This window comes from Streptomyces alanosinicus, from assembly GCF_014650595.1.
Classification (GTDB): domain Bacteria; phylum Actinomycetota; class Actinomycetes; order Streptomycetales; family Streptomycetaceae; genus Streptomyces; species Streptomyces alanosinicus.
Genome location: NZ_BMVG01000067.1, coordinates 1 through 20799 on the forward strand (window position 1 = coordinate 1; position 20799 = coordinate 20799).

Annotated in this window: 15 protein-coding genes and 3 pseudogenes; 12 read left to right on the forward strand and 6 right to left on the reverse strand. The window is 69.2% G+C overall.

The features are described 5' to 3' along the window. Positions 1-115 precede the first annotated feature (115 nt). Entirely contained in the window at positions 116-316 is a 201-nt protein-coding gene (locus IE277_RS44455; protein WP_189959554.1) for a DUF1918 domain-containing protein, read from the forward strand. A gap of 224 nt (positions 317-540) precedes the next feature. On the opposite strand, the gene IE277_RS44460 is transcribed toward IE277_RS44455, so the two are convergent. After that, complete coding sequence (locus IE277_RS44460) at positions 541-1029, reverse strand: hypothetical protein (protein ID WP_229882513.1); 489 nt, start codon at positions 1027-1029, stop codon at positions 541-543. Positions 1030-1693: 664 nt separating this feature from the next. Continuing rightward, a pseudogene (locus tag IE277_RS44465) lies at positions 1694-2575 on the reverse strand (IS5 family transposase). A gap of 506 nt (positions 2576-3081) precedes the next feature. On the opposite strand from IE277_RS44465, the gene IE277_RS44470 reads away from it, so the two are divergent. After that, positions 3082-3429 (forward strand): hypothetical protein, encoded by a 348-nt coding sequence (locus IE277_RS44470; RefSeq protein ID WP_189959531.1) that lies wholly within the window; start codon positions 3082-3084, stop codon positions 3427-3429. Between the two features lie 263 nt (positions 3430-3692). Continuing rightward, a complete protein-coding gene (locus IE277_RS44475; protein WP_189959533.1) occupies positions 3693-4136 on the forward strand; it encodes a hypothetical protein in 444 nt (147 codons plus the stop codon). A 1133-nt stretch (positions 4137-5269) separates the two neighbouring features. Here the strand turns inward: IE277_RS44475 and putP are convergent. The 3 genes and pseudogenes from putP to IE277_RS44495 all read right to left on the reverse strand — a co-directional run bounded on the left by putP (position 5270) and on the right by IE277_RS44495 (position 10831). Next, the gene (gene putP, locus IE277_RS44480) at positions 5270-8854 is read right to left on the reverse strand and encodes a sodium/proline symporter PutP (protein ID WP_189959535.1); all 3585 of its coding nucleotides are present in this window, start codon (positions 8852-8854) and stop codon (positions 5270-5272) included. 131 nt (positions 8855-8985) lie between these two features. After that, positions 8986-9327: pseudogene (locus IE277_RS44485) on the reverse strand (SpoIIE family protein phosphatase); the annotation flags it as partial. A gap of 592 nt (positions 9328-9919) precedes the next feature. Further along, positions 9920-10831, reverse strand: a complete 912-nt coding sequence (locus tag IE277_RS44495; protein ID WP_229882510.1) for an LLM class flavin-dependent oxidoreductase — start codon at positions 10829-10831, stop codon at positions 9920-9922. Between the two features lie 61 nt (positions 10832-10892). Between IE277_RS44495 and IE277_RS44500 the strand changes: the two genes are divergently transcribed. Then, positions 10893-11354 carry a MarR family winged helix-turn-helix transcriptional regulator gene (locus IE277_RS44500; protein WP_189959537.1) on the forward strand — a complete coding sequence of 154 codons (462 nt, stop codon included), beginning with the start codon at positions 10893-10895 and terminating at the stop codon, positions 11352-11354. 568 nt (positions 11355-11922) lie between these two features. Continuing rightward, entirely contained in the window at positions 11923-12351 is a 429-nt protein-coding gene (locus IE277_RS44505; RefSeq protein ID WP_189959538.1) for a VOC family protein, read from the forward strand. Positions 12352-12369: 18 nt separating this feature from the next. Here IE277_RS44505 and IE277_RS44510 read toward each other — a convergent pair. Then, positions 12370-13373, reverse strand: a pseudogene (locus IE277_RS44510) (IS5 family transposase). Positions 13374-13559: 186 nt separating this feature from the next. Between IE277_RS44510 and IE277_RS44515 the strand changes: the two are divergent. From IE277_RS44515 to IE277_RS44545, 7 genes are all read left to right on the forward strand, one after another. Beyond that, the gene (locus IE277_RS44515) at positions 13560-14246 is read left to right on the forward strand and encodes a hypothetical protein (protein ID WP_189959539.1); all 687 of its coding nucleotides are present in this window, start codon (positions 13560-13562) and stop codon (positions 14244-14246) included. 1220 nt (positions 14247-15466) lie between these two features. After that, a complete protein-coding gene (locus IE277_RS44520) occupies positions 15467-15604 on the forward strand; it encodes a hypothetical protein (RefSeq protein WP_189959540.1) in 138 nt (45 codons plus the stop codon). Positions 15605-16084: 480 nt separating this feature from the next. Further along, positions 16085-16195, forward strand: coding sequence for a keywimysin-related RiPP (locus IE277_RS44525; protein WP_107407388.1), 111 nt, complete (start codon positions 16085-16087; stop codon positions 16193-16195). 25 nt (positions 16196-16220) lie between these two features. Next, positions 16221-18071 carry a lasso peptide isopeptide bond-forming cyclase gene (locus IE277_RS44530; RefSeq protein WP_189959541.1) on the forward strand — a complete coding sequence of 617 codons (1851 nt, stop codon included), beginning with the start codon at positions 16221-16223 and terminating at the stop codon, positions 18069-18071. A gap of 29 nt (positions 18072-18100) precedes the next feature. After that, positions 18101-18355, forward strand: a complete 255-nt coding sequence (locus tag IE277_RS44535) for a lasso peptide biosynthesis PqqD family chaperone (RefSeq protein ID WP_189959542.1) — start codon at positions 18101-18103, stop codon at positions 18353-18355. Beyond that, positions 18352-18789 (forward strand): lasso peptide biosynthesis B2 protein, encoded by a 438-nt coding sequence (locus IE277_RS44540; protein WP_189959543.1) that lies wholly within the window; start codon positions 18352-18354, stop codon positions 18787-18789. Before IE277_RS44535 ends, IE277_RS44540 begins: the two co-directional genes overlap by 4 nt. Continuing rightward, positions 18786-20639, forward strand: a complete 1854-nt coding sequence (locus IE277_RS44545; protein WP_189959545.1) for an ABC transporter ATP-binding protein — start codon at positions 18786-18788, stop codon at positions 20637-20639. Before IE277_RS44540 ends, IE277_RS44545 begins: the two co-directional genes overlap by 4 nt. Positions 20640-20799 lie beyond the last annotated feature (160 nt).

The window sequence follows — 20799 nt, forward strand, 5'->3', positions numbered from 1 at the left end:
ACGTGAAGAAACTCGTCAACAACAATGCGAACTGACACGAACCGGATCACGGGACACTAGACCGTGACACAGTTGAGCTCGACAGGTGACCGTTCAGCAGAGAGGTGGCGCCACAGTGCAGGCTTCCAAAGGCGACCGGCTTGTCGTCCACGGGCGAGTCGTGGGCAAGCAGGATCACGTCGTTGAGGTCATCGAAGTGCTTGGCCCGAACGGAACGCCGCCCTACCGCGTGCGGACCGAGAACGGCCACGAGACGATCATGTCACCCGGACCCGATTCTGTGGTTGAGCACCGTAAGGCCAGCGACACCGTCTGACCCAACACAACAACGCCCCTCCCCAGGGCTCGCCGACCAGCGGGCCGGCCTCCCGGCCCCGATGCGGTCCGAGCTCCTGCGGGCGGTGCGCCCGCTGGTCGTCCTGGCGCACCAGGTGCGCTCCGTCGGCATCGCCCTGTTCGGCGTAACGGTCCTTGCGGGCGCGGGAGTCGTCGGCCGCGCTGCTGAACGCGTTCTGGAGGTGGCGCAGCCGGGCGGGGCATTCAGTCGTCGGCGATCTGCAGGGTCAGCGCGAAGTACTCACCGTCTGTCCCTGCGAGGAGGCTGTCGAACAGTGGGGGGAGGCCGTTCACTGCGCCGCATTCGAAGTCGTGGTTGGTCCACCAGCTGGCTTCCGGTCCGAGCGCGGACACCACCTGGTCCGCCCCGCGCTCGGCGGTCTCGACGGGCAAGTGCCGGTGGCTCGGCCATACCAGGTCGACGGCCGCGACCTGAGCCAGGAGCGCGGCGGCCTCGTGTGTCTCCACAGGTTCCAGAGCGGCACAAATCTCCGGGACGGACGGTGGGGCGTATGCGTGCAGAAAGCGCCGCCAGGCCTCGTCCGCCGTGATCGTGGCCAGCAGCGTTCGGCTCCGGGCCGCCAGCTCCGGCAGGTCGGGATCCGCCTCGGTGAACCGCCCGGCCGCCACGTACACCCGCATCGGCGTGGACAGCTCTGCCATACCGGCTTCCAGCTCGGCGAGGACTCCCATGAATGTCACAGCCGGATTCTGCCGCACTCGGCGTCATGACCAGGGACCCCTCGTTCTCGCACGATGTCATGGATAGCCGAACCGCCCAGGTGCATCAGCACGTGCCCGATACGAAGAGGTTGTGATCGGCAGTCAGCGAACGCTGATCCATTCGGCATCCCCCAACTCCCTCTCCGCTGAATGACCGGAGGCGGCCGGCCCCCGACGATTCGGGCCGAGGACCGGCGCACGACTCGCGCTCAGGAACGCGGCCAACAACAGCACTCTGGCTACCCGGGCGGCCGGCCGCACGCCGGTGACAAGGCCGCCAGTGGTCCGGGCCGTGATGTACTCGACGCCGGCATGGGCCAGCCCCAGCTCGCCGAATCTCATGTCCCCCCCCGGCACTTCACGATCAGCGTCGATCCCCTGGCCGACCTCGCACTAGGGCGCGCCTGCAGTGGTTCTCGTCCGCCCCTCATGGGCTTCCAGGCGTCCTTACGGTGAACCGTGTACGGGCTATGAGCGGCAATGCTTCCAGCCAACTCACCCTACGTACCGACGCACACGCCCTTGGGAGGCAGCTCATGAACAGTGCCGCCGGCGGCATCCTCGGCGGCAAGATTCTCCCCGGCGTCCTCTGATCGCGATCATGGCGTACTGAGCGGCCGGGGCGCCAGGCAGGTCACGTGTGTAGACGGAGCCGGAGCACGGCGAGCGTGACCGTGCCCTGGAAGACGTAGGCGCGCTTGTCGAACCTGGTCGCTACCGCCCGGAAGTCCTTGAAGGCGTTGACGATGCGTTCGACTTCGTTCCTGCGTGCGTACTGGTCCAGTTGAAGCCGGTGGGCCTGCCGCCTGCGCTACCGCGGTTGCGGCGATGGGCCCGCTGGTCGCGGCGCTCGGGAATGGCATGCCGGATCTGGCGTCGACGCAGGTAGCGGCGGTTGCGGCGTGACGAATACGCGTTGTCGGCGCTCAGGCATTCAGGGCGGGTACGTGGGTGCCCTCCGCCTGGTCGGGGAACGCGGACGCGGTCGAGGACCTCGATCATCTGCGGTCCGTCACCCCGCTGTCCCGGGATGAGCAACAGGGCGAGCGGGCGTCGTCCGCTCTCACTGGCCAGGTGGATCTTCGTCGTCAGGCCGCCCCGGGAACGTCCCAGAGCCTCGTCCGGCCGGTGCCACTCAGGCCGGGACCGCTTGCCCGGGATCTTCGGAGTGCGCTTGCGGGCGCCAGCCGCGTGCTGGTGAGCCCGTAGGAGGGTCGAGTCCGCGCCAGCCTTGGACCAGTCGATCCGCCCCTCCACATCGGCAACGGCCTGAAGTCCCTACAAGACCTTCTCCCAAGTGCCGTCCGCCGACCATCGGCGGTGACGGCCGTACACCGTCTGCCACTTGCCGAACCGGGCCGGCGAGTCCCGCCGGGGAATCCCGGTGCGCAACCCGGAACAGAACCCCTTGATCACCGTGCGGTGACCACTTCCACCGCCCGCCCCGCCTGACATTCTCTGGCAGGTGCGGCTCCAAGCGGACCCACTCCGCCTCACTCAAGCCACCCCGCCCCACGCAGCTGAGAACACCCCATGGCCCGTCCGATCACCGACCCATCAGATACGCCCTACGGCGAATCCAGGACGGCCAGAGGACCCGTATCCATAACGTCCCCATGGGGGTGGTCAGCCGTTCCCGCGCAACGAAAGGAACAGCAATGAAACGTTCGGTCCAGGCAGCGGCGGCCACCACGACGATGGCCATCGCCGCTGTCACCACGCCCAGGGTGACCCAGGCCCATGCTGAGGGATGGGTTGGCAGGACCGCAGCCTCTCACCAGACCAAGCGGTCACGCCCAGCCGAGGCAACACGCCCTTGAACCACTGGATGAGTCATCGCCATCACAAGCGACGCGGTGCCGGCCAGCGTGCCGGCGGAAAGACCGCCCGCGAACGCGACACACCACACAGCAGCCCGAAGCGTCCGGCTAACGTCAGGCCAACGTCATTCTCCGGCATGGCCGTTCACCGACAAGATTGGCGCAGCACCGTCTGTTGCACCACAAACGTCAGGGGGACCACATGAACATCGCCCGGAAACTGGCAACTGGAATCATCGCCGCGGGGCTCGCCACCGCCGGCCTCGTCGCCGCCACGCCCGCCAGCGCGACCGTCTACAACGTCTCCTGCCCGACCGGCGGAGTCAGGATCGACAGCAACAACAACCCGAGCTACTGCTACGACTGGGACGGCACGACCGGCGGCAACAACAACATCGGCTGGATGGACCTCCCGAACACCAAGCAGATCTGCTCGGGGGCTAACGACGGCTATGTCCTGGACGTCTCCGGAGCCGTTCACCCCTTCTACCACGGTGGCTGCGTAGCCACGGGCGGAGCGCACCTCCAGTACATCGTCTTCAATAGCTAGGACTGCGCCCGCCTGTCAGCGGCGTCCTGCAGTACCGGGCCGGTCCGGCCCCGTGTATTGGAGCTGGACCTGCCCGTTGCTCCCTAGCAGCATGATGAGGGCGCCATGGCGTCATCCAGGGGGTCACGGCGCGGGGCGCACGGCGCCAACATGCTGGTGGAGACCTCAAGTGAACCCGGCCTGATTTAGCCGCTGTTGATGAACAGCGTGACCGCGCGACTCACACCACTCCGGCTGAGTGACGGAGCTGCCCGGACCTTCGAATGGAGAAGCAGATGAAAATAAAGCGGATCATGGGGATCGGAGCTGCGGCGATGATGGCAGCTGCTGGTCTGAGCATGGGTACGGCCGGCACCGCGAGCGCCAGCAACGGTGGCTGCCGCGGCTTGACCGACCCTGGGACCTACCCCTCATCCATTCAGCTGCAAGCGTGCATGAATGCGGATGGCACGTGGTTCGCAGGCGTCACCACACCTGACACCGACGTACAGGCGTGGTACCAAGTCATGGACAGGTCGGCCTGGCAGTCAGGAGAGCCGACCTACGCGGTCACGCCCCCCACTGTCCTAGGCACAGTTGGTTGGGGCGCTTTCCCGTTCTCCGGCAGTGTTCCCATCGCCACGAGTCACTGCTACTACCTGCGCGTATGGTTCGTCGACGGATCTACAACGTACGGGTACACGGAATCGCCCGGCGCCTGTGTCTGACACCTGGCCAGTTGACAGGACGGGACCGTTGAGACGGCGCAAGACCTCCATGCCACCGCCAGCGCGACCGCCGGCCAGCCCGCTGACGACGCCGCGAAGAAGCCGTGGTGGAACCGCGGTGCGGTCCTGTGGACAGCCTCGGGTTCCGTGGCCGCGGTCGTGGGCGCGGTCACCGGGATCATCGCCTTGCCCACCGGCCACACGCGCAGCCCTGCCATCGAGACTCGACGCCTCGACCACCGAACACCCGCACGGAGCCCGACGCCCGGCCCCGCCCCTGCATGCCGTGGGCTTTCCCGCCGTGGGCTTTCCCTTCGATGTCCTCCTCGTGCCTGGTGGCATGGCGCGGGACGTCGTCGACCGTGTGCGCGTGGTGGAAATCCGTCATGGCACGGTCATTCTCAGGCCCTTCCGGCGCGGAAGTCATCATCGACCTGGACGTCGCGTCCGGCTGGTGCGCGCCGGACTCCCAGCTTCTCCAGCGCGCTCTCAGGGTGGTCTCTCCCATGGCCCACACGACCGCGTAGTCACGGAGTTGATCGCACCGCGACACTGGTGGACCACTGCTGCGGCCAGCCCTCGGCGGCCGCAGCAGGATCGGTCCGCAGAGCGAAGACCCAGGCGGCGGTAGAGGGCGCCGCCGTCCTCCAGGCCGGCCAGGGCGACGGCGCGGTCACCGAGAGCAAGGGCGCAGCGGGCGGCGCCGTCCTGGGCACGCCGACACGCACGCCGCTGCACAGAGACCCACGACGAACCCGTCCTGCTCCGGACGCCGACCGCCGAGGCCGAGACCGAGGCCGAGGCCGAGGCCGAGGCCGAAACTCGTGATCCTCCTCCGTGAACGCCCAGCGCAACCGAGCGAGCGCGGGAGCGTCAGCGGGCTGGGCCTGGCACACGTGAAAGTCTGTCGTCATGCGGGAAGTCTGGTGTCCTCCCGCCGCACAGCACCCCCGCCGACGCGCAACGCCTGCTGGCTGTTCATGTCGGCTACCCGTGATCGGCGCTGCACCGGACGCACAACGCGTCGCCACCGTGATCACCAGGCCATCGGCCACACGACCGTCGCCTCTGCCGGAGGGGCTCCTCCTTTTTCGTCAACGTCGACGTGGCTACTTTGGTCAACGTCGACGTGGCTAGGCGATTGTGTCAGTCGGGATGGCCTGCTCCGTCCAGATGATCTTTCCGTTCGTCGTGTAGCGGGTGCCCCAGCGGCGGGCGAGTTGGGCGACGATGAACAGGCCCCGCCCTCCCTCGTCGGTGGTCCGCGCGTGGCGCATGCGTGGCGAGGTGCTGCTGGTGTCGGAGACCTCGCAGATCAGGCCGCGGTCCCGGATCAGACGGAGACAGACTGGTCCGGTCGCATGGCGGATGGCGTTGGTGACCAGTTCGCTGACGATGAGTTCGGTGGTGAACGTCAGATCAGCGATGCCCCACTCCGTCAGCCGCTGGGCGGCGAGGGTACGGGCGTGCGCAACGGCGGCCGGATCGCTGGGCAGGTCCCAGGAGGCGACCCGGTCCGTGGCCAGGGCCCGGGTCCGGGCGAGGAGCAGGGCCGCGTCGTCGGGCGGTGGGCCGGCCAGGAGACTGTCGATCACTCTGCGGCCGGTCTCCTCCAGTGTCGGCCGGGGCGCCGCGAGGGCATCGCCCAGCCGGGAGAGCCCGACGTCGATGTCCCGGTCGACGGACTCGATGAGGCCATCGGTGTAGAGGGCGATGAGGCTACCCTCGGCCAGCTCCGTCTCGATGGACTCGAAGGGTAGGTAACCGAGGCCGAGTGGTGGCCCAGCCGGCATGTCCATGATGTCGGCGGCGCCGTCGGGAGCGACGATCACCGGGGGGAGGTGACCGGCCCGGGCCATCGTGCACCGTCTGCTGACCGGGTCGTAGACGGCGTACAGGCAGGTGGCGCCCAGGAACGCGGTGCCCGTCGCCTCGTCCTCGGCCGCCAACGGAGCATCATTGTCGTGCGCCCCCATGAGGCCGATGACCAGGTCGTCCAGATGGGCCAGCAGCTCGTCCGGGGCGAGGTCGAGGTTCGCGAGCGTGCGTACCGCGACGCGCAGTCGCCCCATGGTCGCCGCCGCGTTGATACCGTGCCCCGCCACGTCTCCGACGACCAGTGCGACCCGTGCTCCGGAAAGCGGGATCACGTCGAACCAGTCGCCGCCCACACCATTGGGGGCATCCGCCGGTAGATACCACGACGCCACGTTCAGAGCGGATCCTCCCGTCAAGTCCTGCGGCAGCAGGTAGCGCTGCATGGAGCGGGCCGCGGTGCGTTCGCGGGTGAAGCGGCGGGCGTTGTCGATGCACACGGCCGCACGGGAGACGAGTTCCTCGGCGAGACGTACGTCGTCCTCCTCGAAAGGCCCCAGTCGGCGGGACCGTGCGAACGTCGCCGCCCCCAAGGTGACCCCGCGGGCCCGCACCGGGACCACCATCACCGAACGAAAGTCGTAGTCGAGGAGCGAGGCACGCAGTGCCTCGTCCGCGGTCACCCACGGGCTGTTGGTGCGGTCCAGGATCCGTTCGACCAGGGTGCTGCTCTCCAAGAGGCAGCGGGTCACGGGTGACGAGGGGGCACGCCGGACCGTCTCCCCCACCGCCAGTGACGACTCGGGACAGCCCGCACGGACCGACTGCTGCGCCGCGCGACGGATGACGGGCGCCATGCCGACCGGCCCGGGTGCCGGCTCCTCGCCCCGCATCACCGAGTCCAGCAGGTCGACGGCGACGAAGTCGGCGACGGCCGGCACGGCGTCGTCGGCCAGCTCCTGCGCGGTCCGCGTCACGTCCAGCGTGCTGCCGATGCGGGCAGCCGCCTCGTTGAGCAGGGCGAGGCGTTCTTGAGCCCGCCAGCGCTCTGTGACGTCGATGACCATGTACCAGACGCCCACGTTCTGGTCATGGCGGTCCTTCATCGCGAAGAAGGATGCGGAGATCGCGCGGCTTCGGTCATTCATCGAGTGGTCGGAGCCGCGGTACTCGTAGTCCATGACCGGAGCGCCGGACTCCAGGACATGGCGCATCTGCTCCTCGAAGGCGTCGGCCTCGGCTTTCGGCAGCACGTCCGCCATTCGCCGCCCCAGCCGTCGCTTCAGGGGGATCTGGCGGTCCAGTTGCTCGTTCACCCAGACGTACCGCAGATCCGTGTCGAGGACGGCGATGCCGACCGGCGCGTGGCTGAGGAAGGGGGTGAGCATCAGCTGGCTCACCCCGCCGCCCGGCATCCGCCAGAAGGCCCGTTTCGGGGGCCGGCCGACGAACCTGCCGAAGACCAGTGCCGCGGCCGTGGCGACCAGGACACCCGGAAGCATCTCGTAGATGCCCGACCAGAAGGGGCCGAGCAGGGGTTTGACCTCACGCCACAGCAGCACCGTGGCCGCACCGGACACGATCCCTGCCATGGCCCCCGCCCAGGTCATGCGCGGCCAGTAGAGCGAGAGCAGGACCACCGGGCCGAAAGCGGCTCCAAAGCCCGCCCAGGCGTAGCCCACGATGCCCAGCAGCCCGCCGCCTCTGAGTGCGATCGCAGAGGCCACCAGCGTCACGACGATGACGGCGGCGCGTCCCACCCACACCAGCGCCTTGTCCGAGGCGCGGCGGTTGAGGAACGCGTGGTAGAAGTCCTCCGTGAGGGCGACCGACGACACGAGGAGCTGGCTGTCGGCGGTCGAGATGATCGCGGCGAGCACGGCGATCAGCATCACCCCGGCGCCCCACGGGCTGAACAGTGTTCGGCTCAGATTGATGTAGACCGTCTGCGGGTCGTGGAGCGGCGTGCCGAACTGCGCGATGCCCAGCAGGCCGACGAGCGTGGCGCCGGCCAGCACCACGACCACCCACCCGGTCTCGATACGGCGTGCCGCGGGGACGGCACTGGTGCTGCGGATGCTCATGAAGCGGGCCAAGATGTGCGGCTGGCCGAAGTAGCCGAGGCCCCAGGAGAGCAGCGAGACGATCGCGACGGCGCCGAGCGATCCGCCGCCTGCGGACCACCGTCCTGCCGTGAAGTCAACCTTGGCGCCCATGTCCAGCAGGCTGGGTGTCTTGCTGTTGAGGGACTCACGAAGCGTCCCGAAGCCGCCGAGCGCCGCGATACCGACGACGGGGAGCACGAGCAGGGCGAGGAACATCAGCGTGGCCTGCATGACGTGTGTCAGGCTCACGGCCAGGAATCCGCCCAGGCATGAGTAGATGACGATCACCAGAGCAGTCAGGGCAATCCCAAGCCGGAAACCGGAACCGAAGATATGCCCGAACAGCAGTCCGCCGGCCACCAGCCCACTGGCGACATACACGGTGAAGAACACAAGAGTCACCGCCGCCGAAACCATCCGGAGCATTCGGGTGCGGTCCTCGAACCGCTCCTCCAGGTAGGCCGACAGACTCACGGCGTTCCCTGCGCGCTCGGTGTACGTGCGCAGCCTCGGCGCGACGAACAGCCAGTTGAGGTAGGTCCCGACCACCAGACCGACCGCGATCCAACTGGCGCCGATTCCGGCCGCGTACACCGCTCCAGGGAAGGCCAGGAACAGCCAGCCGGACATGTCGCTGGCCCCTGCGGACAGGGCCGCCACGAAGGCGGGGAGCCGTCGGCCACCCAGGGCGAAGTCGGCGAAGGTGTGAGTGCGGCCGTAGGCCCAGATACCTGTTCCGATCATGACGGCCACATACACGAGGAATGTGGCCACAATCGGCGCACTCAAGTCGGACATAATTCCTCGCCTGCGACGTTCATAGGCACGGGCGCGGCCGCCGCACGCCGGACAGCCGTAGGGCCCACTCAACAAATCTACCGATTTCATCCGCCATCGGCTGATAGGGCCGTTCACGCCTGCCATGGCGGTCAGCCGCAAGCGCCTCCTCCATCCTGGTCGGGCAGCCCGACCAGGAGCAGCGTCGCGTCGTCGTCATGCGCCACCGTGTCCGGAATGAACGTTCTCATCAGCCGGCCCGCCGCCCGGTCAAGCCTCTGCGGATCTGCGGGAGCGCCCCTTGGCTCGACGTCGAGAGTGCGGGCGAGAACGTCGATCTGGGCCTCGATGTCGGTGCCGGGCCTCTCGACCAGGCCGTCGATGTAGAGCGCGAGAGTGCTGCCCGGCGGCAGCGGCCGCGCCGTCTGCCGGAACGGCACCCTGACGCCACATGAATCGCTGACGCCCAGAGGGACACCGATCGGTGCCCTCCGGCGGCGACGAACGCGTCCAGCCCGGCCTGAGCCGCCTCGACGGTATGTCTGTGCGGTCCAGCGCGTGGGAGGCTGCCCGCATCTGGCCCATGACGGCCGCCGCCTCCAGCCCTCGGCGCATCACATCGCCGACGACGATCCCTGTACGGGCCCGGTCCGGCGGAACGATGTCGAACCAGTCCCACACTGGATCACCCGGTACGGCACCTGCGACACCTGCGAGGCCGTCCTCAAATGGGACGGACAGAACGTCCTTCAGGACGATCAGTGCCGTGCCATCTACGGCACCTGGGTCGGCACCCTACGGCGGCAAACTGCTCACCGCTGCCGGCCAGCCCGACATCGACCATATCGTCCCCCTCGCCAATGCCTGGCGCTCCGGCGCCGACGACTGGTACACCCTCACCGGCAGCCCCGCCCCCGTCCCTCCTCAATCCGGCCCCGGGGGGACAACACACGGAACAGCCGTTGGCGCCATGGTGCGATCTTGTCGTCCAGCACAGTGATCTACGGACCTGCTGGGGTTCGGCAACCCGCGCCCCGGAGCCTGTCGGGGCAGGGGGCGGTGCGCGGCCGAGTAGTGGAGATGCCGTCAGACGCCGCTCTCGCGGACAGGGGTAACGATCTCGTCGACAAGCCAGCGGGCGGCATTGTCCGGATAGGGGCGGGGCAGCGCGAGCACGACGTGCCGGATGCCGGCGGCGGCGAGTGCGCGGACGTGGGCGCGGGTGGCGGCTGGGTCGGCGTAGTCGACGATGATCTGCGCGGAGCGGGTGATCTCGGCAGGGTCGCGGCCGATCGCCGCGCAGTGCGCGTCGAGGACGCGGGCACGCTGGGCGATCCAGTCGGTGCCGTTGTGGGGCGGGCCGGGAACGTTCCAGATGTCGGCGTGTTCGGCGATGATGCGCAGCGTGCGGTCGCCCCAGCCGCCGACCAGTAGTGGCGGACCGCCGGGCCGGACCGGGCCGGGGCCGTTGCGCGTGCCACGTAGGGCGGTGAAGGGACCGTCGTGGTCGAAGACCTCCTCGGTCCACATGCGGCGCAGGATGGTGATCGTCTCGGTGAGGCGGGCCAGGCCCTCACTGGGACTCGGGAGTGGGAGACCGTAGGCGGCGTACTCGGCGACGGCCGGGTTGGTGTCGTCGGGCTGTCGGGTGCCGCCGACGCCCAGGCCCATGATCAGGCGCCCTTTGGAGATCACGTCCACGGTGGTGGCGATCTTTCCGAGGTGGGCGGGGGCACGCAGCCTGTTACTGGTGACGAGCAGGCCGAGGCGGAGCCGAGTGGTGCGAGCGGCCAGCGCGGCCAGCAGTGTCCAGCCCTCCAGGACGGCGCCGCCGGGCGGTCCGGCCAGCGGCATCAGGTGGTCCCACAGCCAGGCGTCGTCGAGTTCGGGCAGTTCGTCGGACTCCTCCCAGACGCGGAGGATCTCGTCGTAGGCCAGGTGCATGGGCGTCGTCTTGACGCCGAAGCGGAGCGTGCGGCGGGGTGCATCAATGGGCATAATCATCACGATAGTTGATCGTCAGCACTGCTGACTATCAGTTGGTAGTTAAGATGTCGGAATGGCGGAGAATGACGACGACGGGGCCGCGGTCGAGGAACTGCTCGGCACGCGGCTGGGCTACCTGCTCAAGCACACGCAACTGCGGCTGGCCGAGCACGCCGGTCCCGCACTGGCCCCGTTCGGGCTGGATGCTCGGGAGTTGGCGGTGCTCGCGGTGCTGGCGGCGGGCCGCCCGCTGTCGCAACTGGAGGCCGCGCGGCGGCTGGGTGTGGACCGTACGACGATGGTCGCACTCGTCGACGCGCTGGAGAGCAAGGGGTTGGCGGAGCGGCGCCGCAGTGAGGAGGACCGCCGCCGTAACGTCGTCGAGTTGACGGAACAGGGTAGGCAGGTGCGGGCCGATGCGGAGGCCGCCCGCGAGGCGGCGGAACGCGAGTTCCTCGCCCCGCTCGGCGAGAAGGACGCGGCGCGGCTGGTGACGGCGCTGCGGATGCTGATCAGAACTCCGAACAGGCACTGAAGGCCCCTCATTCCACCGGAATGCCCCGGCGGAGATCACGGAGGGGCCGAGGGCCACGGCCGAGTTCGTTGCGGAGTCGTTCGTTTCTCCTCGTGCAGTTTCCGGTGGGGCCCGATTTCGCGCACGTCGCACGTGACGGGCGGGCTTCCGGTCTCGCCTCGGCACACGCTGCGGATCGTCACCCGAACTCCGTCGCCCGGTGGACCTCCAGGAGGTCCTGGAAACGCCGGCGACATACTGATCCGCGCAGGCCCGCTTCACCAAGTGGTCCTGCCGGAGAGGCCGCCGAGGTCATCCCGGATGATGCCAGTGGCTCGAGCGCGGCCAGGCGCCACGAGGCCCTGGCCGGAGCGTGGCCGATGAATGGTGTTGTCCCCGCCTGTGGTGATCGCTAAGGTCGGTCGGGTGACTGCCGGGTCGGCCATGGGCCACGCACGAGTGAGGTTCCCGGCCTCGGCGTGAGCCCGAGGCGGGCAAGAGGCCCGCCCCCCTTCTTCGAGTCTTCGCTCCCGGCGCCCGCATCCGGCGCCTCGTTCCAGCGGATCCCAAGACCGGAGATACACCACTGATGTCCTATGACCAGCAGTACCCGCATGAATCCGAACTGCCGACGGCTGTCGTCCAGCTGAACCACACTGCCGTCTACGCAAGCGACCGGTACCTGTCTGCCGAGTTCCTCGCCGTGGTCCTGGGCTTGAAGGTCGGCGCCCCGTTCGGGCCGTTCCTGCCCGTCGACCTCGGCAACGGCGTGACGCTCGACTACTGCGAGAAGAGGAACGAGCCGATCCAGTCACAGCACTACGCCTTCCTCATCCCTGACGAGCAGTTCGACGCTGCAATCGCCCAGCTGGAGGCGGTCGGGGTCACCTACTACGCCGACCCCGGCCACACCGAGCCCGGCCGGATCAACGATCTGTTCGGTGGTCGCGGCGCCTACTTCGACGACCCGGACGGTCACAACATGGAGGTCATGACTCGGCCTTACGCCCGCCCATAGGTCGTGACAGGGCAGTGATCAAGAGGCGCCCCGGATGAGCTCTTTGATCCAGATCATCGAGGCGCGCAGGTGGAGTCCGGCGATGTAGCTGTCCGGCGTCTTGTCGTACCGGGTGGCGATGCCCCGCCAGGCCTTCAGCTTGCTGATCAGACGCTCGACGGTGTTCCTCTCCTTATAGAGGTCGGCGTCGTGGCTGACGGGCCGGCCGCCTCCCGAACCTCTCTTCTTGCGGTTGGTGGCCTGGTCCGACTTCTCCGGGATGACAGCCTTGATATGGCGTTTGCGCAGGTGGGCGCGGTTGCCGCGGGACGAGTAGGCTTTGTCCCCGGCGACCGCGTCCGGTCGGGTGCGGGGGCGGCCGACGGGGCCGCGGACCCGTAACTTCTTGAGCACCGGGATGAACCGCGGACTGTCCGCGGCCTGGCCCGCGGTCAGCACGAACGCCAGCGAGCGGCACTTGCGGTCGGCGGCCAGATGGACCTTGCTGGTCTGCCCGCCCCTGGAACGTCCGAGGAGAGCGGCCTTCAGGCGGACTCTTCGCCGACGCCGGACGCGTCGTCGCTCCTCCCGTTCGGGATCTGCTTTGACGTCCTGCCCGCTTTGTTCTTCGATGCTGCCCCCTTTGACCTGGCCTTCTCCGCTTCGGCGGCAGCCTTCTCCAGCGCACCGAGGACGTCCTCGCCCAGGTGCATCCCGGCGGCATCGTGGTGTGCCCGCACGGTGGTGGAGTCGATACTGACCAAGGACAGATCCACCTCACCCCGCTTCGCCGCTTCCGCGACCAGGCCCTCCAGCAGGGCCTCGAAGACGCCAGCGTCACGCCACTGCCGGAAGCGGTTGTGCACGGCCGACCAGGCGCCGAACTCCTCCGGCATCTCCCGCCACTGCCCGCCGGTCTTGAACCGCCAGATCACACCCTCGAACTGCTGCCGGAGCCGCTCGGGGTACGGGCCGTACTCGCCGATCGGCAGGTACGGCCCGATGAACTCCCACTCCACGTCCATCAGTTGCACTCGCGTCACGCAAGAAGATCTACCGGACCAGACCCCGCCGCAAGAGCGAATCCCGCAGATTGATCACGACTCGATACGCGCCCTAGGCGGCTATGGCGCCTTCGCTCCGATCAGGCGCCGTCGGTAGCCCTCCCGAAGAGCTCACCGGGAGGCGACCCCGCAGCCGGAATGATCAACAGTGGATAGGCTGTGTTCATGTCACGTGTACACGTCACCCTCGTTACTGCCTTCGTCGGGTTTGCCGCGCTCACCGCCTGCTCCTCCGGCAGCGACGGGCCGGACTCCGGGGCCGGCACGCAGAAGGCTGACAAGCCGGTAGCTGCTCCTGCACCGAAGCCGATCACGCAGGAACTCACCCAGGCCCACATCACTCAGGCGTTGCTCGGCGACGGCGAAACCCTTCCCGGCTGGTCCCTGCACGGCGACAAGTCGGTGACGGAAGGGCAGTACTGCAACGGTTCCAAGGACGCCGACTCCGCTCCGGCAGGCTGGGTCCGCGGCGGAGACTCCTCGTACGAGTACAACGGCTCTACGAACAACATGGCGTACGTGGAGATCTGCCTCTTCGACTCGGCCGACCATGCTCACAGCCAGTACGCGGCGTGGAAGGGCACCGAGACGAGCAAGCAGCAGGCCCCCAAGAAGCCGGTAGGCGACGAGAACACACTGGTCATCAACCCTGGCCTCAGCGACGACTCCGTCTACGGGTACGTCCGCTCGGGCAAGGTCAACATCCGGGTACGGATCGAAGGCGGCACCGCGGGCGACCCCTCGGGAGTGCAGGCCATGCTCGCCGCGACGCTCAAGCGCCTTCAGCAGTTGCAGGACGGCAAAGCCGCCAGCGTGACGGCCCCTGAGGAACAGGCCGCTGCCCGGCAGTAGCTGTCGGCGGCGCCTGGCACAGAATCGGGCGGGCGGCGTTCCCTTGGGCATGACGCCCATGCCCAGCACGCTGCCCTTGGCCCGCCACCGCTGCGAGACCCGCCGCGGGGTCCTGGCCGCGGCAGGCACCCAAGTCGCCCCCTGGTACCGGCTCGCCCCGGACACACGGGCCGTCGCGGTCGCCACAGCGGCGATCATCGTCAAGCGGTGCGCCGCGCGCACGACGAGCACTCCGCGCTCCTGGACCTGGCCGCCCACCAGTTCACACCCGCCGATCAGCCCCGCCACGTGCAGGTGTGACAAGACAGGTGTAACAAAATCGGCCTTCCTGACGTAGTACCAGGCGCCGAGGCCCGTGCACCCCTCCCCCAGTCGCCCGGGTCTTGAGTCGGACTCCGGCGCGAAGCCCACGGGCACAGACACGGGCACAGACACAGACACGGGCATCGGGCATCGGGCATCGGGCATCGGGCACTTCATAGTCACACTGCGCCGGATTTCGCGGCCGGCCGGACGTCAGGGCATGTGCTGCGGCCAGACCGCGACCCAGACCAGGCGCGAGCAGCACCGTCTCGATCATGTCCCCCACGCAGCCTGGAGCAGCCGAGACGCAGCCGCGTGACCCCCTCGGCGTCCACGCCGCGGCACGCCCGCCCCGGAGTCGTCTCCGCGATGCAGTCAACGTCGCCGACGTCGTCCTGTGCCTCTCGCCCACCGAGCGCCGCGCCTTCAAAACCACCTCACTGCCCGCGAACGCGCCGTCGTGATGACGGAGGTCAAGCGTGCGACGCGCACCTTGTACGGCCCGTGGCGCGACAGTCCTTCCGGATTCCTGGAAGACGTCCTCTGCGAAAGTCTGTGGTCCGAACAGCGCGCCACCCTCGACGCGATCGTCGACCACAAACGCGTCGCCGTCCGCGCCGGATTCGGCATCGGCAAGACCCATGTGGCCGCACACGGCAGTCTGGTTCACCACGGCCATGCAGGTGTGCGGCGACCACCGGCAACCCCGCGTACACGGAGGTCGGCCAGAGCGCATGGACCCGGCAAAGCGACAGCGTCGTCGGACCGCGCGAACCAGTGGCGCACGGCCACCTGCGCTCCGGCGGCCGGCGTCAACTGCCAAGCCAGCGGCTTCCTCTGTCCCGCACCGGGGAGTGTGACGACGAGGAGGAAGAGGACCGCGGCGGCGCACACCGGGCACAGCCACAGAACCGCCCATGGCTCACCCACGACGGGACTCGCACCCCGCCTGTGTCATCACCGCGGCCGTCGACGCGCATCAGCGGTTTCCCGAGACCTCTGGCGAGTTCTTCTGCCACGACCGCACCTTCCGGGCCACGGTCGTACCCGAATAGGCAGGGCTGGAGAGCAATTGGGTGGCGATGACATTTGATACGCTGAACCGCTCATGACTGACCATGGATCCGTTCGAGGAATTCTTCGCCCTTTGGGGAACCCCTCGGGATAGAGCGACCGGAAGGGGAGCACGCCCAGAGGTGCCAGGCGCGCCCCGGCGGCTCCCGTCCACAGCCGTCGTCGGGCGAGTCTGACGGGTACGGCGAGCAGCTCCCCGGCGGCATGTCAAATCGTTTATTCGAGCATGCGCACACATGGGTCGAGCACCCATGCCGCGCTGACAACCGCGCATACGCGAGGGGGCGCACAACCCCAGCAACTCGGATTCCGCCTATTATCCGACCTTCCTTGAGGCTCTTGCCCCGACATCACGCTCTGCAGCTAGCTATGTGCTGCCTCCACTTCCTGGCCGGGCTCCCGACGAGCCCTGGCCGTCGGTCAGGGGAAGTGGCCGGTACACCCGTATGTGAGGAGTGGTCATGAAGAAGGCCTATGAGGCACCGACGCTCGTCCGGCTCGGTACGTTCCGCAAGGAGACGGGGCTCCTGCAGCGCCACGGCAACGACCGACTGATCCTGAGCAAGAACTGACGACCGACGGTCGCTGACCAACATCATGACTGAACTGCACGAGAGTGCGGGGACGGGCCCCGGCGACGCGCACTTCACGGTCTTCACGGACCGTGCGGACGCGGCCGCCGTGGCCCGCTCCTTCACCCGCCCCGGAAGCCGGACCCTCGCGCATGCGTCGGGCCGGCCCTGGCTGGTCGGCCACTGGCACGACGAGGAAGTCCTCACAGCTGACGTCGGCAGCGCCCGCGTCGCCGTCGTCGGCTGCTGCCCGCTCGACGCCGACGAACTGCGGCGCCGGACCGCACGGCTGCGGGATCTCGCGGAGCTCGACGCCCTGGCCCGCTCCCTTCCCGGCAGTTTCCACCTCGTCGGTGCCCTCGACGGACAGGTCAGGGTGCAGGGCACCGCCTCCGGCCTGCGACTCGTCTTCCACGCGGAGATCGACGGTGTGCGGGTGGCCGCCACGCGAGCCGACACGCTCGCCGCCGTCCTCGGTCTCGACCCCGACGTGGAGGAACTGGCCGTCAGGCTGCTGTGGCCCGCCCCGTATCCGCTGTTCGAGACGTCGATGTGGCGTGCGGTCACCGCCGTCGCCCCGCAGGACGCCGTCGTCGTCGCCGCGGACGGGCGCACCGTACGACACACCCGGTGGTGGACGCCGCCGGAGCCGGTCCGGCCGCTCGCCGAAGCGGCGCCCCTGATCCGGAAGGCGCTTGAGGAGGCCGTCGGCGCGCGTACCCGGCAGGGCGGCGTGGTGAGCTGCGACCTGTCCGGCGGGCTGGACTCGACTTCCGTCTGCTTCCTCGCCGACCGCTCCCCCGCCCGCGTGGTGGCCAGTACGTGGCCGGGGCGCGATCCGGCGGACACCGATCTGTCCTGGGCCGAGCGGGCGATGGGGTACCTCCCGGACGTCGAGCACGTCGTCTGGGACGCCGACGCCTCGCCGCTCGTCTACGAGGACCTGCTCGGTATCGACGACCTCCTCGACGAGCCCACCATCGGCGTCATGGACCGCTCCCGGGTCCTTCACCATCTGCCCGGCCTCACCGCGCGCGGCAGCCGGTTGCACCTGACCGGCATCGGCGGCGACCACGTGGCATGGTGCTCCGAGGCGTACTACCACCGACTGCTGCGCACCCGTCCGCTGTTCGCCGTGCGCCAGTTGCGCGGGTTCCGGGCGTTGTGGCAGTGGCCGCTCGGCGGCACGTTCCGCGCTCTCGCCGACTCCCGGCCGTACGGGAAGTGGCTCGCCGACTCCGTCGCCGACCTGCGTGAACCGCTGGCCCCCTCCGTCGCCACGGGTCTCGGCTGGGGCATGCCCCCGCGCCTGTTCGGCTGGGTGACTCCCGAGGCCGAACGCATGGCACGCAGGACACTACTCGCCGCCGCGGCGACGGTCTCGCCGCTGCATCCGGACCGTGGACTGCACGCCGACCTGGAGCAGATCCGCTCGTGCACCCGCGTCATCCGGCAGTGGGACCGGATGGCGGCCCGCGCCGGCCTCCCGATGGCCTCTCCCTTCCTCGACGACCGCGTCATCGAGGCGTGTCTCGCCGTACGTCCGAGCGAGCGCGTCACGCCCTGGCGGTACAAGCCGGTCCTGAGCGCCGCGATGCGCGGGATCGTGCCCGACGAATGCCTGCGCCGGGCCAACAAGGCAACGGCCGCCATGGACGCCTCCGACGGACTACGCCGGCACCGCGGCGACCTGCTGGCCCTGTGGGAGGACTCACGGCTGGAGGCACTGGGCCTGGTGAACGGCGCGGAGCTGCGCCGCCTCGCCCAGCGGCCCACCTCCAAGGGACTGTCCGACGCCATCCTGTACTCCACGATCGCCGCCGAGGTGTGGCTGCGCGGCATGGACCGCAAGCACACCCGCGTCCCACAGCCCTGACCGCATCCCCACGTCAGAAAGGCCCGCCCATGCCCCTGCGGTTCGGCGACAACGTGACCACTGCCCAGACCGAGTACGGCACGGTACTCCTGGACGAACGGGCAGGCATCTACTGGGAGTTGAACCCGACCGCCACCCTGGTGGTGAGTACGCTGCTCGACGGCGGCGAGGAGGCGGCCGCGGCCGCCGCTCTGGTGGAGGAGTTCGACATCGACCAGGCGCAGGCCCTGCGGGACGTCCGGACGCTCGTGCAGCAACTGCAGAGTTCGGGACTCGCCTCATGACGACGCCCAGCGCGCTGGAGCGGCCCACCGATGTGCCCATGGCCCGGCGCCTGGCCGCCCGCCTCGTCCTGTTTCCCGCCGTCGCCCTGGCGCTGCTGCCGCCCCGCCGCATCCGGACCGTACTCGGCCTCCTGCGGCGCGGTGCCAGGCCCGCCACCACCGCGCAGGCCCAGAACGCGCGGGACGCCATGTGCGCCGCCAGCCTGCGCTGCGCCGGACCCAAGGGATGCCTGCCGCGCTCCCTGGGAGCCGCACTGCTGTGCCGACTCGGCGGGACCTGGCCGACCTGGTGCACCGGTGTGCGCGTGGTCCCGCCCTTCACCGCGCACGCCTGGATCGAAGCGGAAGGCCGTCCCGTCGGGGAGGGTTTGCCGGATGGCTACTTCGCCCGGCTGATGGCCGTCGACCCGCCGTCCGTTCCGACGGACCGATGACCGGCGACACCGACCCGCACGGTGGCCCGGCCCCGTCCGCCGAGGGTGACACCTCCACCCGGGTGGCGGTGGCCACGATGTACCGGCTCACCGCCGGGCACCGGAGCGCCATCGCCGCCGCCACCACGCTGACCCTCGTGGGCTCCGCCCTGGGACTGGCCCAGCCGCTCGTCGCCAAGCACGTCGTGGACGCGAGCGCCCGAGGACAGGTCATCTGGCCGCTTCTGGGAGCCCTGGGAGCGCTGTTCGTCGTCGAGGCGGTGACGGGCGCCACCGGGCGCTTCATTCTGGAGCGGATGGGCGAAGGGGTCGTACGACAGCTCCGTCACGGGCTGGTGGCACGGCTGCTCCGGCTGGAGATGAGGGAGTATGACCGCCACCGGGGCGGCGACCTCATCTCCCGGGTGACGGCCGACACCACCTTGCTCCGGGAGGTCGTGTCACAGGCCCTGGTCGATCTGGTGACGGGCAGCCTCGTCGCCGCCGGGGCGATCGTCCTCATGGCCTGGCTCGACCCCCTGCTGCTCCTTCTTGTCGCCGTCACCGTGGCGGCGGCGGCCGTGGTCGTCGCCTCGCTGCTCACGGGGATCAGAGGCGCGTCCGCGCACATGCAGGACTCGGTCGGTGCCGTCGCCGCCGATCTGGAGCGTGCCCTCGGCGCCCTTCCCATGGTCCGCGTGCACCGCGCCGAGGAGCGCGAGGCGGCCGGCATCGGTGCCCGCGTCGACGCGGCCTACGGCGCGGGGGTACGCGCCGCGAAGCTCGCCTCCGTCATGAGTTCCGCCGTCGAACTCGCCGTCCAGGGCTCCTTCCTCATCGTCCTGGTCGTCGGCGGCCTGCGCGTCAGCGGCCACACCGGATCCCTCGGGGATCTCGTCGCCTTTCTGCTGTACGCCTCGTACCTCGCCCTGCCGCTGTCCTCCGTCTTCCGCGCGGTGGGCCTGATCCAGCGCGGAATGGGCGCCTACCAGCGCATCGACGGGGCACTCCGGCTGCCGGTGGAGCCCACCACACCCCAGGTCCGAGCAGGCCACGCATCCACACCGTGGCCGGCCGGGCCGCCCGTCACCCGCGCACAGCCCGTCCTCGCCCTGCACGACATCCACTTCGGCTACGACCCGGAACGGCCGGTCCTCCGCGGCGTCTCGTTCGCCGTCCCGCGTCGTCGGCAAGTCGCTCTGGTGGGCCGGTCCGGAGCAGGCAAGAGCACCGTGTTCGCCCTGGTGGCGAGGTTCTACGAGCCGACCGCGGGCACCCTGCTCTTCAACGGACGGCCCGCGACCGAACTCACCCGTGACGCATCCCGGCGAGGCATCGCCGTCGTCGCCCAGGACACCCACGTCGTCCACGGCACCTTGCGCGACAACATCGCCTACGGCGTGCCCGACGCCACAGACGCGGAGATCCGACGCGTCGTCGAACTGGCCCGGCTCGAAGAAGTCGTCGACCGGCTGCCCGGCGGCCTGGCCGCTGTCATCGGCGAGCACGGCGGCAACCTCTCCGGCGGCGAACGCCAGCGCGTCGCCCTCGCCCGCGCGCTGCTGGCCCGCCCCTCGCTGCTGCTGCTGGACGAACCCACCTCTCACCTCGACGCGATCAACGAAGCGGCGCTGACCACCGTCATGAAGGACGTCGCCCAGGAATGCGCCCTGCTCGTCATCGCCCACCGCCTGTCCACCGTGCAGCACGCGGACCACATCGTGCTGCTGCAGGACGGCCGCACCTCCGCCGGGGGAACCCACGAGCAGTTGCTCGCCCGCAGCGCCCTGTATCGCGAGCTGGCAGCGAGCCAGATGCTCCGGCCCGGCGGGGAACCCGGAATCCGCGACCGAGGAGGGACGGACGGCTGAAGCGTTCCGTCCGCCGGTGTCAGTTCTCCAGCGAGCGGGCGATAGGGAGAGTGTCGGAGGTCTGCCGCAGCTGGGTGATCCCGCCCTCCCGAAGTCACCGGTTGGCGTCATCTCTCATGGCCGGGTAGGTTCAGTGGCCCGCGTCACATCCGGCTCTTGT

Bases quoted from the DNA above. Each gene is read 5' to 3' on its own strand.
- IE277_RS44500 (WP_189959537.1), top strand. From the start codon at position 10,893: ATGGCGGAGAATGACGACGACGGGGCCGCGGTCGAGGAACTGCTCGGC.
- IE277_RS44475 (WP_189959533.1), top strand. From the start codon at position 3,693: ATGGAGAAGCAGATGAAAATAAAGCGGATCATGGGGATCGGAGCTGCG.
- IE277_RS44495 (WP_229882510.1), bottom strand. From the start codon at position 10,831: ATGCCCATTGATGCACCCCGCCGCACGCTCCGCTTCGGCGTCAAGACG.
- IE277_RS44535 (WP_189959542.1), top strand. From the start codon at position 18,101: ATGCCCCTGCGGTTCGGCGACAACGTGACCACTGCCCAGACCGAGTAC.
- IE277_RS44515 (WP_189959539.1), top strand. From the start codon at position 13,560: ATGTCACGTGTACACGTCACCCTCGTTACTGCCTTCGTCGGGTTTGCC.
- putP (WP_189959535.1), bottom strand. From the start codon at position 8,854: ATGTCCGACTTGAGTGCGCCGATTGTGGCCACATTCCTCGTGTATGTG.
- IE277_RS44525 (WP_107407388.1), top strand. From the start codon at position 16,085: ATGAAGAAGGCCTATGAGGCACCGACGCTCGTCCGGCTCGGTACGTTC.
- IE277_RS44520 (WP_189959540.1), top strand. From the start codon at position 15,467: ATGGCTCACCCACGACGGGACTCGCACCCCGCCTGTGTCATCACCGCG.
- IE277_RS44545 (WP_189959545.1), top strand. From the start codon at position 18,786: ATGACCGGCGACACCGACCCGCACGGTGGCCCGGCCCCGTCCGCCGAG.
- IE277_RS44540 (WP_189959543.1), top strand. From the start codon at position 18,352: ATGACGACGCCCAGCGCGCTGGAGCGGCCCACCGATGTGCCCATGGCC.
- IE277_RS44470 (WP_189959531.1), top strand. From the start codon at position 3,082: ATGAACATCGCCCGGAAACTGGCAACTGGAATCATCGCCGCGGGGCTC.
- IE277_RS44505 (WP_189959538.1), top strand. From the start codon at position 11,923: ATGTCCTATGACCAGCAGTACCCGCATGAATCCGAACTGCCGACGGCT.
- IE277_RS44530 (WP_189959541.1), top strand. From the start codon at position 16,221: ATGACTGAACTGCACGAGAGTGCGGGGACGGGCCCCGGCGACGCGCAC.
- IE277_RS44460 (WP_229882513.1), bottom strand. From the start codon at position 1,029: ATGGGAGTCCTCGCCGAGCTGGAAGCCGGTATGGCAGAGCTGTCCACG.